General features: G+C 45.2%; 11 protein-coding genes. 1 reads left to right on the top strand and 10 read right to left on the bottom strand.

Features of this window, described 5'->3' with window-relative positions; translation table 11 throughout:
- Positions 1-87 precede the first annotated feature (87 nt).
- On the top strand, positions 88-903 hold the full coding sequence (locus JJU34_RS00990) for an aminotransferase class IV (protein ID WP_228690445.1): 816 nt from the start codon (positions 88-90) through the stop codon (positions 901-903).
- Positions 904-1,058: 155 nt separating this feature from the next.
- Here JJU34_RS00990 and JJU34_RS00985 read toward each other — a convergent pair whose 3' ends face one another.
- The 10 genes from JJU34_RS00985 to JJU34_RS00940 all read right to left on the bottom strand — a co-directional run bounded on the left by JJU34_RS00985 (position 1,059) and on the right by JJU34_RS00940 (position 17,074).
- Positions 1,059-1,676 (bottom strand): hypothetical protein, encoded by a 618-nt coding sequence (locus tag JJU34_RS00985; protein ID WP_228690444.1) that lies wholly within the window; start codon positions 1,674-1,676, stop codon positions 1,059-1,061.
- 131 nt (positions 1,677-1,807) lie between these two features.
- The gene (locus JJU34_RS00980; protein ID WP_228690443.1) at positions 1,808-2,860 is read right to left on the bottom strand and encodes a hypothetical protein; all 1,053 of its coding nucleotides are present in this window, start codon (positions 2,858-2,860) and stop codon (positions 1,808-1,810) included.
- A 439-nt stretch (positions 2,861-3,299) separates the two neighbouring features.
- Positions 3,300-4,094, bottom strand: coding sequence for a thymidylate synthase (locus JJU34_RS00975; protein WP_228690442.1), 795 nt, complete (start codon positions 4,092-4,094; stop codon positions 3,300-3,302).
- Between the two features lie 179 nt (positions 4,095-4,273).
- Entirely contained in the window at positions 4,274-5,320 is a 1,047-nt protein-coding gene (gene rfbB, locus JJU34_RS00970; RefSeq protein ID WP_228690441.1) for a dTDP-glucose 4,6-dehydratase, read from the bottom strand.
- 15 nt (positions 5,321-5,335) lie between these two features.
- Entirely contained in the window at positions 5,336-7,783 is a 2,448-nt protein-coding gene (locus JJU34_RS00965; RefSeq protein ID WP_228690440.1) for a tyrosine-protein kinase, read from the bottom strand.
- A 2-nt stretch (positions 7,784-7,785) separates the two neighbouring features.
- Positions 7,786-8,634: a polysaccharide biosynthesis/export family protein gene (locus JJU34_RS00960; RefSeq protein ID WP_228690439.1), complete on the bottom strand. Its 849-nt coding sequence runs from the start codon at positions 8,632-8,634 to the stop codon at positions 7,786-7,788.
- Positions 8,635-8,678: 44 nt separating this feature from the next.
- Complete coding sequence (locus JJU34_RS00955) at positions 8,679-9,848, bottom strand: glycosyltransferase family 4 protein (RefSeq protein ID WP_228690438.1); 1,170 nt, start codon at positions 9,846-9,848, stop codon at positions 8,679-8,681.
- Positions 9,849-10,050: 202 nt separating this feature from the next.
- Complete coding sequence (locus JJU34_RS00950; protein WP_228690455.1) at positions 10,051-11,829, bottom strand: RagB/SusD family nutrient uptake outer membrane protein; 1,779 nt, start codon at positions 11,827-11,829, stop codon at positions 10,051-10,053.
- A 21-nt stretch (positions 11,830-11,850) separates the two neighbouring features.
- Positions 11,851-15,042: a TonB-dependent receptor gene (locus JJU34_RS00945; RefSeq protein WP_228690437.1), complete on the bottom strand. Its 3,192-nt coding sequence runs from the start codon at positions 15,040-15,042 to the stop codon at positions 11,851-11,853.
- A gap of 634 nt (positions 15,043-15,676) precedes the next feature.
- Positions 15,677-17,074: a UDP-glucose 6-dehydrogenase gene (locus JJU34_RS00940; RefSeq protein ID WP_228690436.1), complete on the bottom strand. Its 1,398-nt coding sequence runs from the start codon at positions 17,072-17,074 to the stop codon at positions 15,677-15,679.
- Positions 17,075-17,253 lie beyond the last annotated feature (179 nt).

The raw sequence follows: 17,253 nt of genomic DNA, 5'->3' as shown, positions 1-17,253 counted from the left end.
TATGACCAATAAAATCCGCTCTTTTATTTAGAAACCACCCACTGTTTTTCGATCAGGGAAATATTGTGAACGAAAACGGACACTAAAGTGAACGGAATTGACACAGTTTATTTAGAAAAAGACCTTTCCGGTGGCTGGCTACTGGGTAAACAGCCAACTAGAGCAGCCTTCTTTGGAGATGGAATCTTTGAAACCATGGTATTCGCCAACGGCAGCATCCGTTTTGGGACCCACCACCAAGCGCGTGTAAGGGACGGTCTCCGCGTATTGCAGTTACGGGCGAAGGGCCCAAACCATTTTGCTAGCCTAGAGCAGTCCCTCCGAAACACGGTAGGAAGCGAGGGTTTGTGGCGTGTGCGATGGAATCTCTACCGAGATGGACTCGGAAAATACACACCTGCTGAATCCCACATCAGGGAGTCGGTCTACATTCAACCGTTTCATCCTGCGCCCACGGTCAAACGTTCGGCGGCCATTTCCCAATCGGTAAAGCTCTTCCCCACACCCTGGGCTAACTGCAAAACACTAAATGCCCTTCCCTACGTGATGGCTAATTTGGAACGGGTATCTATGGGTTTGGACGAGATCCTACTAACCGATGCAGAAGGGTACCTTTCTGAGGCAGGGGCTGCAAACCTCTTTTGGGTGAAAGAGGGCTCCTTTTACACCCCTTCGCTATCGCATAACTGTATTGCCGGGGTGGCGAGGCGGGCGCTAATTGAACACTTGGATAAAAAAAGCATTCCCATTTACGAAGGATCCTTCTTCCCACAGGCATTAAAGGAAGCTGAAACAGCATTTACCACAAACGTTACCGGGATTTCCTATATCGAACGGTTTGATGACAGTGTTTTTGACACCTCTCCCATCCCTTCCATCGAACCGATATTTTCCATCCATTGACCAGTCTGTAAAACGTGGTACCCGACAGTGCTAGCGGTTTACTCCCCTAAACTCGTTCACCTAGGCTATAGGTACTTTCATTTCTTTTCCAGAATAAAAACTCCTAATTGCGTACCCGCGTTTCCCAATGCGTTGGGCCGAGTGGTCACTATGGATTAACGATTGACGTTAAAGGCATAGGTGTCAACATGCACGTCCCACCTTGACCGGTGCCACCGGTTTTTTTTACAGGGTGCCAGCTGTATGTACTTCGAGTGCAAGTGGACGTCAAAGTAGAATAATTTGATGGTAACACTTGCCACTCCCGCCAAATTCTCCAGTATCAACATCATATGACCTACTTTGGACTCACCAGGATGAGCCTGTGTAGACATTCGCATAGCTTCCTTACCAAGAGAGTTCAGGATCGCTAAAACCACCGACGTTCCTTCCTGATCTAGAGAAACCCCCAACAGCTTCTGAAAAAGACGACGGCCAAATTGATGCGAACTGTGATAGGCATTATAAGTAACCGAATCCTCTACTACTTTTGTAAACCTACCTGATCCGGACAATATCCGTTCGATCCCATGATAGTTGTACAACGAAAAGAAATGTCCGGAAATTGGATTGATCGTTCTTGACAACGCAACGGTCATGGCAGCTAAGATGGAAGAGGCGATTGAAAATTCCTGTCGTAACTCCTCGGGTAGATTTTGACTGGGCGGACTAGTCGTCCGAATCAAAATACTTCCCGAAGCATTGACCAGATGATACTCGTTAGCTTGCCCCATGAGGCGTAGAGTTGGGTGTATTCACGTGCTTTTTTCGCCCTTATTTGGTTGCTTTCACAGATTACCCTCCTTCGGGTAACGTATATTCCTCCATTCGATAAAGCAAGTGGAACAGCAGAAAACCCTTGAGATTAGGCAATGGTAAATGTCTGTGATGTGTTAGTCAGCACCTTGCCCGACTTATCCAACACTTGGATAGAAGAAGCTGTCGCCTGTGTTCCCTCGACCGTGAACTGAACTTCATTCGTTCCCCAGGAACCAACATTAATCTTACCTTTGGAACCACTTTCAGAAAACTTAAGCGATCCCTTTTCAGAACCAAGAAATTGACCAAGCAACGAGTAAGTGGTTCCTTTTGCTAAAGCCGAACCAGACGGCAGGTTCTCGTTTGGTTTAGTTGAATCGACCACACTTTTAACAGAAGGTGTCTGTAAGAGCAATCCACTAAACCAACTGATCAATTCCATATATTCAGGATTCATATTGATCGAATCCAAATCTCCCGCATATTGACGAATGAAGGTTGGCGTTACAAAAAGATAGGTGTCCTTATGCATCTCCCAATTGGTCGTCACAGAGCTCTCTTTAAAACAAGGTCCTATATCCAACTGTTGCTTATGCGTATTGGCGTCTGCATAGACTACAATGGCGCTTATGGAGGGCATACCCAACAAGTATTCGCACACAAAGACAATGTTACCTACCTTACTATCTGACCTAGAACTAGACCCGGATATGTTCAGCCCTTCTTGGCCGATAGATGAAATCATGGCAGTTGCAAAACTCAACGCACCGGCGCCGGTTGCCAATCCGAGCAACGCTTCCAGAAGTTCCTTGCTAAAATTTGCACCCCACTGATGGCTTTCATAGCTTAAATCGGTTTCCGTGACGTGAACAAAAAGTCCTGATCCACTGATAATGCGTTCCAAAGCAGTATAATTGTAAAGCGAATAGGGCTTTCCGGTATCCGGATTAATCGTCGTGGTGATTGCCCGGGACATACCGGCAAAAAAAACCGACACCTCCGCAAACACATCTTGTACTTCTTTGGTGATAGGGTTTCCAGAATCCACTGTACTAGCCATCATGATATTCCCTGTCTCGTTAAAAATATAATATTTCTTTGCCTCTACGTTATTTGGGTTCTTCGCGGACGAATTCAATTGTACAGTCTTGTCTGCCATGATTGGTTTGGTTGGTTGTATGTAACCTACTCTATCAAGGCTTTTCGGTAACCGCCTGCATGTCGTATCCCAGGCATGCCAAAGATTCGATTTGGATATTGGATTCTAGCTATTACAGGAATACTGTTCTAGGCAGCAAAAAAATGACTTTACTATCTATGTGCCAATACCTTAAATTTACAAAAAAAAATTTCACGTCAAAATAAATAAACAAATTAATTCTCTATTTTATTATAACTAAAAATTATTTCTGCAAAATTAAGAAGGTTGTTCATTCTTAAAAAACTCAAAAAAACAAATGTTTGACAAAAACAACAGCGTAAGTAGCTTCATCACATAGCCCATAAGGATCCCTAAAAAAACGTATAACCATAGCTAAAAAAATCAAGAAACGACTCCAACCGCCACTTTTACGGCAACGATAACTGAGATCAATGTACTACACCGACACAGCTGCTTTGATATGGGGATGGGGATTATAGTCGGTCACCTCAAAATCCTCAAACTTAAACCCGAAAATATCCTTCACCTCGGGGTTCAACCTCAGCTTGGGCAGTGGCCTGCACTCCCTCGATAGTTGTAAATTGGCTTGATCAAGGTGGTTAGTATATAAGTGTGCATCTCCAAAAGTGTGAACAAACTCACCCACTTCCAGATCACATACCTGCGCGACCATATGGACAAATAGTGCATACGAAGCAATATTAAACGGCACTCCCAAGAACACGTCTGCACTACGTTGATACAACTGACAAGAGAGCTTGCCCTCCGCCACGTAAAACTGAAACAGTAAATGACAAGGTGGCAGGGCCATTTGGTCCACATCGGCCACATTCCAGGCACTCACGATCAATCTACGGGAATTGGGATTGTTTTTGATTTGGTGAATGAGGTTTTTGATTTGATCAATTTCTCCCCCTTTTCCGTCCGGCCAGTGCCTCCACTGATACCCATATACTGGTCCCAAATCGCCGTTCGCATCGGCCCACTCATCCCAAATGGAAACATTGTGCTCCTTTAGATACGCGATATTGGTATCTCCCTGTAAAAACCAAAGTAGCTCATGAAGGATCGATCGGATATGAAGTTTTTTGGTAGTGAGCAGGGGAAACCCTTGATTAAGGTCGAAGCGCATCTGATAGCCGAATACACTTCGGGTCCCCGTACCTGTTCGGTCGCCTTTGTTCACCCCATTTTCTAAAATATGCCGCAATAAATCGTGGTACTGTTTCATTTTCTAATTTTTCTTGTTCATAGGTCACCGCCTGCCTAGGTAATAGGACTAGATCACCGTTTCACGCCTACTTATCAAGCTTGCTGCCATTGGCTATCTTTTCGCCGTGGTCACCTTGGTGGAAAATCCTCCAAACCTGTTCAGGTACCCCCTTTGCTAACCCAAAAGATGCCAAACTCCTACCCGTAGTGTTCGTGGTAGTATTTTTGATACTCCCCGGAGGTAACTCCCTTGAGCCATTTGTCGTTGTTCAGATACCAGTCCACCGTCTCTTCAATGCCCACCTCAAAGGTCAAGCTAGGCTCCCAGCCTAACTCACGCTGGATTTTGGTAGCATCGATGGCATATCGGAGATCGTGACCTGCGCGGTCTTTCACGAAAGTAATCAGCTTTTCCGATTCACCTGCACCTCTACCCAGCTTACGGTCCATAATCTGACATAACAGCCGAACGATATCTATATTTTTCCACTCGTTAAACCCGCCTATATTGAAGGTGTCGTTGATTATTCCAGAATGAAAAATAACGTCTATAGCCCGAGCATGGTCCACGACATACAACCAATCCCGCACATTTTCCCCCTTCCCGTATACCGGCAGCGGTTTGTTGTTTTTGATGTTATGTATACAAAGAGGGATCAGCTTTTCGGGAAACTGATTGGGTCCATAATTGTTGGAACAGTTGGAAATTACCGTCCTAAGGCCGTAAGTATTGGCATATGCCCTGACAAAATGGTCGGAACTGGCTTTGGAAGCCGAATAGGGCGATTGAGGGTCATATGGGGTAGTCTCTAGGAAGTAGCCCCCATCGTGAAGAGACCCGTACACCTCATCCGTGGAAATGTGGTAAAACAGATGCCCCTCCAGATCCTTCCAAAAGCTTTTGGCCGCATTCAGTAGGTTTACTGTACCAAACACATTGGTTTTCACAAAGGAAAGTGGGTCGGTAATGGACCGATCCACGTGTGACTCGGCCGCCAAATGAATGACATCGGTAATTAAGTAATCAGAAAAAACCTTTTCCAATGCCTCCGCATCCTGGATATCCACTTTGGCAAAGTGATAATTTGGCTCGTTTTCGATATCAGACAGATTGGCCAAGTTGCCTGCGTAGGTAAGGCTGTCTAAATTGATAATTCGATAATGTGGATATTTCTTTACAAAAAGTCTAACTACATGCGACCCGATGAATCCCGCACCACCGGTGATAAGAATTGATTTTTCCATTGAAATCATAAATAATTAAGTCCTAAATCTTGAAAGCCATTTTGCAAGCCATCTTTTTTGAACCCTAGGCTCGTCTTCGTAATAATTACCACTGTATTTATTTTTCCGGAGATAGGAATAATTGTATCCGTACCCATAATTGTAACCACCGAAATCATACGTGTCCCCGCCACTTTTCAGACCATTAAATATAGCGTAAAAATCCCTTACTTGGTCACTGCCGTACAGGTCATTAATCATCAATAAGTGGTTTTTATGTGTATAATCGTACCGGACGATATACAGGTTTATGTCCGAAAAGCGCAATAAATCCATGGTCTCCGACACCAAGCCCACAGGAGGACAGTCCATGATGATCACATCAAACGCTTGCTCTAGATAATCAAAAAAATCCGTTAATTGGTTTTTTAGCAGAAGCTCCGAAGGGTTAGGAGGAACGGGACCGGAAGGAACGACGTAGAGGTTTTCGTAATTGGTTTCCAAGATTGTCTCCTCATACCCATGTTTTCCCACTAGAAAAGTAGATAGACCCTTTTTGTTGGAAACACCCATGTTGGCCGCCAGTTTTGGCTTCCGAAGGTCCATACCCATCAGGCAGGTTTTTTTACCGCTCAATGCCATTGCTGAGGCAATATTAATACTAATAAAGGTCTTCCCTTCTCCCGAAATACTCGATGTAACCAATACCTTTTTGCACTTCTTTTCACTGCGAATATAAAACAGGGCCGATCGGAGGGATCGGAAGGACTCCGAAGCCAGTGCCCTGGGATATTCCGCTACCAACAAATTGGTTTCTTTATCGCTATACCCAACTGTACCTAGAAGTGGAATCTTCAGGATGCTCTTCAACTGAATCTGATCCATGATCCGGTTGTTTAAATAATGATACAGGAGCAAAAACGCCAAGGGAATGAAAAAACCAATACCTACCGCATAGGAGTAGTTTTGCATCTTCTTGGGATAGATCAAGCTGCCTTTCTTGGCATAATCTACGATGGAATTATCAGACACGTTAGAGGCCCTGGCTATTCCCGCCTCAGCACGCTTTTCTAGGAGGTAGGTGTAGAGGTTTTCCCGCAGTTTGTACTCTCTGAAAATATTCGTGTAGTTAGATTCCGCCATTGGCAGCGTGGAAAACTGCTGGTCAAAGGATCGTAATTTTTCGAAATTTTCACTCTTTTTAGCTTCTGTATTTTCGATCAGATTTTGGATATTTTCAAACACATTATCCCGCACCCGTTGGATTTGCTGATCCAAAACGATAACGTCCGGGTGATTGGTATTAACGATGCTGATTAGCTTCCTACGCTGAAGCGAATAATCCACCAACTGCGATATCAGTTCATTCAGCAGCGCATCGGCGATCCCCACCACCGAGGGAGCGACCACTTCTTCGTAGTTCTCCCCTTTCCGAAGCAGGTAGTCCCGTAGGGTCTTGTAGTAGGACAATTCGAAATCAATGGTTTGGATATTTTCCTCCAAACTGCGAATATTGTTCAGCACTCCGCCAAATTCCGCATTCACATCCAACAGCTTGTTGGTTACCTTAAATTGTTGCATGCGCCGCTCAACGGAATTCAGGGAATCTTCTACGATAAAAAGCTGCTCCTCGATAAAACGCAGCGCATTTTCTGAAATAAGATTTTTTTCCTTCAGGTCGTACTCTAAAAATGCGTCCATCAATGCATTGACGTAGTCACTCCCTTTTTCTACTACCTTCGTGACCATACTGACCTCCAAAACCGACCCGTAATTGATCAGTGGTCGCACCTGTACACTTCCTGCATAGCGGTCTACCAACGAGTTGGGATGATGCATCTGAAAACCTACCTCCTCACCAATTCGGGACGCATTAAGAAGAGTGACCCGGAACTTAGCTTTGGAGCCAGTAATTTCTTCACCAAACCGGAAGATCTTTCCATATATATCTACATCAGAACGCTCTGGCGATCGCCGAATATTCCACCATTCCAAAAACTGATTTTCCTCTCGGTCTATCGTAAACTCCTCTGCAGACAGTATTTTAATGACCATCCTCCTTCCTTCCAGCTGAGGGTATTCCCAATCCACGTCGATACGTATGGGGGACTGCCGGTACATCTCAATTTCCTTGATATTCGTAGCCGCATAGTAGCTTACATCGAAATGGACCTTTTTGAGCGCTTCCTCGGCAAGGTTTTTAGATGCAAAAAGCAAGATATCGTTGGTCAGGTTATCCGGCGCAGAAAAAATATTTGATCTGTCCAACACCCGTACTTCTGGGGATGCATTTCGTTTAATCATTACACTCCCCTTTACTTCAAATCGCTCCACTGTATAGCGGTGAAACAAAAAAACACACACCAAGCCCACCGACACAAATAAGACATATAAAGGCCAATACCGAGAGTACTTGATTATATAATACTTAATATCAATTGGCTTCTCTTGCTCGTCAAATTTTGATAGATCCAGATTCTCCATACCTAAAAAATTCCTGAGGTGACACCATAGATAAACAATAGGGCGGTGATAATAGAAATCCCCAATTGAAGGGATGTCGAAACATTGTCCCCTGATCCTACCTGCCGGATCTGCATAGGTTGCAGGTAAAGAATATCGTTGTTTTGCACAAAATAAAACGGCGACGCTAGAAGTTGGCGGTCGTTTAGATTGATTTGGTGAATTTTGGTTCCTCCATCGTACTGACGGATAATAAACAGTTCATTTTTTTTTGCAAGAATATTTGACTCTCCAGCCATCGCCAGGGCATCAAATATGGTGGCCCGATTTTTCAGGATTACTTTGGTACCGGCACTGGTAAACTCCCCCAGTGCGGTAAACCGAATGCCGCCAATACGTAGCCTCACGTCCACCTCTTCCTTAAAAAACCGGTTTATCTCTTCCTCCACTTTCTGACGGGCCTGCTCCTCTGTTAAGCCTGCAAGCGGAATATTACCCAGCTTCGGAATGCGTACAAAGCCATCCTTATCCAAAGAATATCCCGAAAAATAAAACACATCCATTCCGCCACCCATGGCACCCGCGCCCCCGCGCCCTCCTACCCGGGCATTGCTCGCCCCCTGGTATTCAAACGCCCTAAGCAGTTCCTCGTTGGGCGAAGCAAAATCAATGTCTATGATATCATAGGGCTGTAACACGTACTCGTAGTCCACATTGGCGTAGGGGATGAACTCATCCAACTCAATCACTGGGTTACCGCTTAGGTTTTGTAGGTAATTAATCCGCTTGTTACTCACGCAAGAACCACCAAGTAGTGATATGACAATCACCAAAACACACCTCCTTATCCATATAAATTCCAACCTGCTCATTCCAAAGGTAAACATCTGTGAGATTAATGAAAAATCAGGAGAATTTAAACATTACGCGATAATTCTTTATCCCAAACCCGATAATATTCCTGCAATAGCTGCTGCTGGAAAAGCTTTCGGTCGTATTTCTCAGAAACTTCCCGATTGAGGTTTTCCGCATAGGATAGCATCTCCACCCGCTTCACATACGCAAATTCGATGGCTTCTGTTAATGCTCTGTGGTCGTTTACCGGATAGACCAAGCCGGTTTTTTTATGTGTGACAATCTCTCTGTTACCGGGAATATCGGAGCAAATTATGGGGCAACACATGGCACCAGCCTCCAACAGCACATTGGGAAATCCCTCCCGATGGGAGGGGTGTATCAACAAATCAGCAATTGCCATATAACAGGCAACATGATCCGTCCACTCTAGTTGTACGATTCTGGGGTGATCGTTTATCCGGTTGATGGTTTGGCGGGAAAGTGGATTCAGGTCTTGCTCAAAGGACCCCAAGAGCACCAACTTAGACTTGTTCACAATCTTTGACGCCAAAAACGCCTCGATCAAGTCCTCAATGCCTTTATCCTTTACCAGTCTACCAACTACCAACATCACAAACTCATTCTCTCCGGGAACGATGCGCATGGTAGCTGCCACCAAGTTATTTTCCTTCAGGTTATACCGATTAAAAGCCTCCAAATCTACCCCGTTGGAAGAACCATGGCCGACTACCTTCACTTTTTCCCGTTCGACAAGTCCCTCGGAAACAATCTGATCTCTTAGAGATCCGGCATTTGCCCAAACCTCCGTTGCAGCCCTATAGGTGAATTTCTCCATCCACACCATGAGCTTTCGCCGGGATCCCTCCGCTACCTGATAGGGCAATCCCGCGAGCGTATGAACACGTATGGGTACCGCAGCAAGCCGGCCGGCCACCATCGCCAACAAACCCGCTTTGGGGGTATGGCTGTGCACAATATCGGGGTTTTCCCTCTTAAAGAGCTTGTATAGCTGCCATAGACACCGTAGGTCTTGAAAGGGAGTTATCTGACGGGTAAATGGAACTACTTCATAGGGGCATCCCTCCTGTTTCTTCACCTGATCCCATTCCTTTCCTTCTGCACTCACCATCAACACCTCCCAACCGGCAGACTTCATAAACTTCATTTGCCCCTTGAGGAGCAATTTTAAAAATAAGGGAACGGTTGTAATCCGGATTAGTTTTGGCATGCAAGCTGTTAATACGTAAAAACACAAAGATAACGGGAAAAAAGAAATTGTAGGCCAACCTACACCGGATAATTGGACATAGCATACCTAGATGTGACGGCTAACAACGACATCAAATATAACGGAATTACCCGACTTATGGAAACCTCCTTAAAAACAGAAAAGGCGGGTATTACCCGCCTTTTCAATAGTTTAGCTGCGATTAAGGGAATGCAGGATCCTGTGTGAGTGTTGGCGATCCCTCGCTGAAAGATCTCTCGATGGCTTCCAACGGAACAGGAAAATACTCGTGTACCCCTTTCTGGAACTGAGCCTGGCTCAGGTAGGACCTTCTGGTTCGCTCTACGGTCAAATATTGCGAAAGGACCTCCGCCGCAACTCCCCATCGCTGAAGATCAAAGAAACGATGTCCCTCCATGGCAAACTCCAAGCGAGTCTCCATACGTACAGCTTGTCTAGCTACCCCTTGATCTGTCCAAGGTTGGTTGTAGGTACTGATCACATAGTTGGCAGCAGGCTCTCCTTCCACAATGGTGAAATCGTTCCTATCAGCTCCTTGGGTGGCGCGGGGCACAAACCCTTCCGGATTGGCTGCACGGGTACGGATCAAGTTGACCAATTCCCTTGCTCGTTCCAAATTACCCAATTCTACCTCTACCTCGGCTAACCACAGGATAACCATGCCCAATCGCATGATGCGGTAGTTATTGGCCGACAAACGAGGGTTTGGACCTATTCCGAAAAACGCCGGCTCCGCCACGTGCTTCTTAGGAGAATAAGGTCCCGCATACGCTTGGTCACGGATAAAGTCTCTATTGTGTATCTTATATCCTTTGTAGAGGATGCCCCTTCTACCTACGGTGTGATCTAGACGGGGATCCAAGGGCCCCTGATACGGGGTGAAGGGTGCATTTAAGGCAACACCCTCGTCACTGGTTACATTCTCGTTATTGAAGGTAGTTAACAACGGCAGGCCGTCCGCACTGGTCCGATAGGCATTCACCAAGTTTTGGGTAGGTTGATAAAATCCGCAGCATCCCCAAGGATCGGTGTACGGGTAATTAAGGGTGGTACCCTCATTGGCTGCCTGTGTAGTAGCAGAAGAAATGGAGTATTGTACTTCGAAAATAGACTCTTCGTTGTTTCTGCGTCCCACGAGGAAGTTCTCTTCAAAGGTAGGCACTAGCGAGAAACCGCCATTATTCAGGATATCTTCTAGAAGAGGCTTTGCCTCTTGAAGCTTTGCTGTATTGGCTACTCCGGTGTCCTGATTCCATCCTTGGAACATTTTTGCTTTCGCCAAAAACGCCATCGCAGCCCACTTGGTTGGTCTGCCGGGATCGTTCTGTGACTCAGGTAGCACAGCCATGGCTGCCTCGAAGTCTGCCTCTATATCCGGCCATATTTCACGGTCATTCGGCACCTTACTACTCTCCAAGTCATCTAGTACAAAGATGTTGTCGTCAATGTAGGGAGCTCTTCTCCACATTTTTCTTGCTTCGAAATGGAAAAACGCCCGCAAAAACCTCGCTTCAGCCACAATCTGTGCTCTTCGCTGGTCGGAAACTTCATCGACTTGCTTCAATGTATTGATCGCATCGTTTGCACGGGCTACGCCTTTGTACACAGCCCGCCACTTGTTTCTCAAGTGGAGGTTGGTCGCTTGGAAATCGTACGTTTCCAAAAAGGACTGCTCTGGCTGGTCGCCGGCATCGGTACCTTTGTAGGCATCATCGGACACCACACCTCCATATACCCAGTTTTCGATGGTTCCGTTCCAGCTGGACTGTCCGTCCAACCCAAATCCATCTACCATGGCGTATGCTCCCAACAATATCCCCTCAACTCCTTGGGGGTTTGCAAGTCCCACTGTACTGAATTGTCCCTGAGGTTCTGTCTCTAGGAATCCCTCACTGCATGAAAAGGTAGTCGCACCGACCAAAAGTCCTACAGCAGCCAGGTTTATATAGTTATTTTTCATTTTCTTCATCTTACTAATACGTTAGAATGTCACATTTACACCAAGAATCAGATTTCTGGATACCGGCATATAACCGCCGTCAAAGCCAATGGTGTTATTGCTTCCAGTTTGGATTTCCGGGTTGGTACCGGAGTAGTTGGTAAGTGTGAACAAGTTTTGGCCTTGGAAATAAACGGACGCCCTGCTCATTCCCAACTTACTGAGCATATTTTGCGTCAGATTATAGGTAAGCTGTAGATTTCTCAGCCTGAAATAAGTGCCATCTTCGATGAAATAGGTAGATGGCCTACTGCTGATCTGGTCATTGGAATCCATGATTGGCACAGTACCACCTGGGTTTTCAGGAGTCCATGCATCGTAAAGAGCCCTTCTGGATTTATTTCCTTGGAAGGTGTTGAAGTCAGTCCAATATCTCATGTAGTTAAAAATATCGTTTCCGACTGAACCGTTACCGAACAAAGTCAGATCCCAGTTTTTATACCCCACGTTTACGTTGATACCGTAGACGAAGTCGGGGTGCGGGTTACCAATGATGGTACGATCCGCATCAGTGATAATTCCATCTCCATTGATATCCTCCACTTTGAATTTACCCACTGCGTTGTAATTTCCATAGGGAGGGTGCGCATTGACTTCCTCTTGGTTTTGGAAAATACCCAAGTTTCGGTATCCGAAGAAAGAGGAAATTGGGAAACCTTGCTGCGTAACCGTCACCGAAGGCACTCGGGTAGAAGCTCCAAACAACACGTTATCTTCGTTTTGGTCTAATAGATCCACATTATTTCTATAAATCGAATAGTTCGCAGATACATTTAGGCGAAGATCGCCTCCCATAAAGGTCTCACTGTATCCCAAGTTCAGGTCAAGCCCTTTGTTCGTCATTTGGCCGATGTTAACAAACGGCGCAATTGCATCTCCGTGACCGTAACTGATAGGCACCTGGAAAAGCATGTCGGTGGTTACCCTGTTCCATACATCCAATTCGAAAAAGAACTTCCCATCCAAAAACTCAGCATCTAACCCAAGGTTATTCGAAGTAGTTGACTCCCAACGTGCATTGGGGTTTCCAAAACGGGCAGCGTCAAATCCAAGGGCTGGGGTTGAAGAAGATCCGTCGATCGGGTACCCCGAATTGAAGATGTTTGTTCGATAGGTAGTGTAGGCGTTGTAGTCTCCAATCAACTGGTTACCTGTTTTGCCCCAACCGTAGCGAAGTTTCATGTCGGAGACAAACGGAAGCGCATTGGCGATAAAATCTTCGTCGGAAAGCCTCCATCCCAAGCTGAACGCAGGGAAGGTCGCATTTCGGGATGCCTGAAGGAAACGGGATGATGCATCGTTACGCAAGATAAACTGAACCAGGTATTTACCGTCGTAGTTATAGTTTACCTGCCCAAACTGAGAGTACAATCGATAATCATTGACCACCCGGCCAAAGTTGGTAGCTGTATTGGGGTCACCCAAGTCCAGATAACCTATTACAGGTACTGTCTCAAAAGCATAACGCTGACGCTGACCGCCAAATATCTCCCCAAATTCCTTGATTGCCTCCAACCCTACGTAGGCGTCGAAGTTATGTACGTCGTTAAAGGTTTTGGAATAGCTCACCGTATTACTCCATACCCACTGGTAGGTGTATTCGTGCTCTGAGGTAGAACTGTTGATAAAGTTACCTTCCACATATTCGGGCTGAGGTCTCCCGATGAATCGACCTCTTCTCGTGTTGGCATCCATACCCAAACTAGTTTTCACCTCGATATCGTCGGTGATCTGATAGGATCCGTAGATATTACCAAATGCCCTCAAAGAAAGGTTTCGGTTGTCCTGCGCACGGGAAAGAACCGCTACCGGGTTGAAGTTGTTACCTAAGTTAGCTCCTCTACTTCCGGCAAAATTACCCATAATGTCGTATACCGGTAGCAATGGGTGCTGAAGAGAAGCACTAAACACCGCATTCTGCTCGGCATTATTACCTGCTACCCCATTTCCAAATCCTCCTTTGCGCTGACCTACCGTAACAGAGAGGTTTTCACCTAAGGTGAGTTTTCCGTTTAATGCTTTGAATTCCGTATTTGCTCGTACGGAATATCTATCATAACCGATGTCTCTTACAATACCTTCTTGGTTAAAGTAGTTGACAGAGAGTGCATATCGGCCATTTTCTGTACCACCGGACGCGGTGATTTGATAGCTCTGAATAGGCGCAGATCGGGTCACTTCATCCCACCAATTGGTATCCGCTGATCTGGTAATCGGGTAAATGTTTCCAGGCTCCAAGGCATACAAAGCTGGATTAGTCCCTGGGTCTCCCGTCATGGCACCACTGGGGAATACGTAATCTGGAATGCTAACTTCGCCATTCGGTCCCCAAGAGTACTGTCCGTGCGTTGGCGTCCGGCCATGATACGTATTGGCCAGATACAGGTACCTGCCAAGCTCCTCCGCATTCAATGGCTCTGGCCCTCTATCTGCACGCTGGGTACCGTAAAACGCATCGAAGGCGATGACGGGCTTACCCACTTTTCCTCGCTTCGTTGTAATAATTACCACACCATTTGCTGCGCGGGAACCGTAGATCGAGGCTGCTGAAGCATCCTTCAAAATTTGGATTGACTCAATGTCGTTGGGATTTAAGTTGCCTTGATTCTGTGTAGGCACCCCATCGATCACATACAGCGGATCGTTGTTATTGATCGTACCGAATCCACGAATACGTACGGTGGCACCTCCACCGGGGGTCGCATCGTTGATAATGGTGACACCCGCAGCCCTACCTTGCAATTGCTGCGCAAAGGTCGTAGCGGGAATAGCTAACAGGTCATCGGTATCCACGGATGTTACAGCACCAGTGATATCCCTTCTTGACTGAGCGCCGTAACCGGTAATGACCACCTCGTCCAATCCACTGACCGCCTGTGCAAGCGAAACGTTCAGGGTGGACCGAGTCCCTACCACTTCTTCCTTGTTGGTATATCCCAAAAAAGAGAAAACGAGAACTGCCTCGTTGTTGGGTACATTGATTCGGTATTCACCGTCAATGTCCGTGACCGTACCGGTACTCGTGCCCTTAAGCAGCACGGCTGCTCCCGGCAAGGGATCGCCAAAATCATCGGATACGACTCCGCTGATTTCGCGTTGCTGCGCAAATAGCACTGTTGCCGAAAACAGCAACAATACCAAAGACGCATGGAAACTCCTGTAAAGTGTTAACATAAGCTAATTTGGTTTTGGTTTATTAGTAAATTATTGATAAACATGTGGTTATCACCTCACTGAACAACTCCTAAGTTTGGTGAACACGCGCATAGTTTCAGAAGATTTAAATAGCTTTTTTTTGGGTAGAAGATTACCTAGGGAGAAAAAATATTATATAAATAATTAAAATATTTTAAAAAAATACTTAATAGTCGGTTAAATATGCTATCCATATAATTTTGGGTTTAGTTCTAATTAAAAACAGTGAAAAAAGATAAATGTTTGAATCTTTCATCTTTTATCATGCCAAGTCTACTAAACTTTTTCTTTATTTAAAAAGAAATAAATGATCAATTTCATGAAGCCTCCATTTAATGATAAAAGAAACTATTAAAATGTAACATATAAAATTCTTAAATTATTTGTTTTAAAAAATTTATTTCTGAATAATAAGTTATTTCAAATCTATATTTTGAATAAAGAGAGAAATCGCGGATTTTTGATTTGACAATAAGACATCATGTAGACAGAAAAAAATCAAAGTGCTCCCGCAAAAAAACGTCGGGTTCAAAGAAGTAAAAAATGGTATTGGCAAAAAAAAGGTCACTTGCTAAAGTGACCTTTCCTTTGTACCCAAAACTAACGAGTATACCTAATCCGCTGTACCAATCGAATAGACCTGAAAACCAATTTGCTTAAGTTTTTTACGGTCCAAAATATTACGGCCGTCAAAGACATGGGCGGGCTTCAACATGTTGTCATAAATACGTTGCCAGTCATACGTCTTGAACTCGTCCCATTCTGTCATGATGGCAATCGCATGGGCTCCTTTGCAAGCTTCGTAGGGGTCCTCCACTACGTCAATATATTTCCGGTTCTCTTCTGAGGACCGGGTGTTGAGATAGTCCATATCTACAAAGACCTGCTCTTCTCTTACTTTTGGATCGAACACAGCGACATTCGCATGCTCAAATAATAAATGATCTGTGACATAGATGGCAGCAGACTCCCGTGTATCGTTGGTGTCCTTCTTGAAGGCCCAACCTAGCAATGCGATCTTCTTTCCGTTAACAGTATTGTAAAGACTACGGATGATCTTTTTGGCAAACCTCTTTTTTTGGTGATCATTCATCTTAATCACCTGCTCCCAGTAATCTGCAACTTCATCCAACCCGTATGATCTAGAGATATACACCAAATTCAGGATGTCCTTTTGGAAACAAGATCCCCCGAAGCCAACAGAAGCTTTTAAAAATTTCGGTCCAATGCGACTGTCCGAACCGATCGCACGGGCTACCTCATTGATGTCTGCCTCCGTATGCTCGCAAAGCTCGGAGAGTGCGTTGATGGAGGAAACCCGCTGAGCCAAGAAGGCATTGGCTGTAAGCTTCGAAAGCTCCGATGACCATACATTGGTGGTTAATATATGGTCTTTTGGAACCCATTCTGCATACACATCCACCAGCGACTGTATAGCTTCCAATCCCTCAGGTGTCTGGTCTCCGCCGATCAATACCCTATCTGGCTTCATCAAATCTTCCACAGCAGTGCCCTCCGCCAAAAACTCCGGGTTGGATAGAATCTGAAAGTTCACTCCACTACCGGTATGATCCAAGATTGACTTGATAGTACTTGCAGTCCTAACGGGCAACGTCGACTTTTCGACCACGATCTTATCTGTAGTGGACACCCTCGCAATCTGTCGGGCACATAGTTCTATCCACTTTAAATCTGCGGCCAATCCCTTGCCCTCCCCGTATGTTTTTGTGGGTGTATTCACTGAGATAAAAATCATATCTGCCTCGTGGATGGCTTTGTCTACATCCGTAGAAAAAAACAGGTTCCTACCCCTAGCCTCTGCTACTACATCGCTAAGCCCCGGTTCATAAACCGGTATATTATCTACGTTTTCATCATTCCAAGCAGCGATCCTTGCCTCATTGATATCAACGACTGTGACTTTAATCTGGGGGCACTTCTTCGCAATAACCGCCATCGTAGGACCTCCGACGTATCCTGCCCCAATACAACAAATAGATTTGATTTTCATTCCCAATGCCTTATGATTGAATAAAATGTATCCGAAATAATGCTTAAAATTTCAATTTACAAAAAACGGCTAAATGGCTGTTTCCACTAGCACGCAAAAATAAACCATTTTGCTCAGTTTAAAAAACGCATTACCTTTTCCTTACGCAATTTTCAATAAAAATTAAAGTATCTGAAAAG

The sequence above is a fragment of the Lunatimonas sp. genome (genome assembly GCF_020832325.1).
Lineage (GTDB): Bacteria > Bacteroidota > Bacteroidia > Cytophagales > Cyclobacteriaceae > Lunatimonas.
The sequence above is the reverse complement of the archived record's forward strand: the minus strand, read 5'-3'. Positions and strand labels throughout refer to the sequence as shown.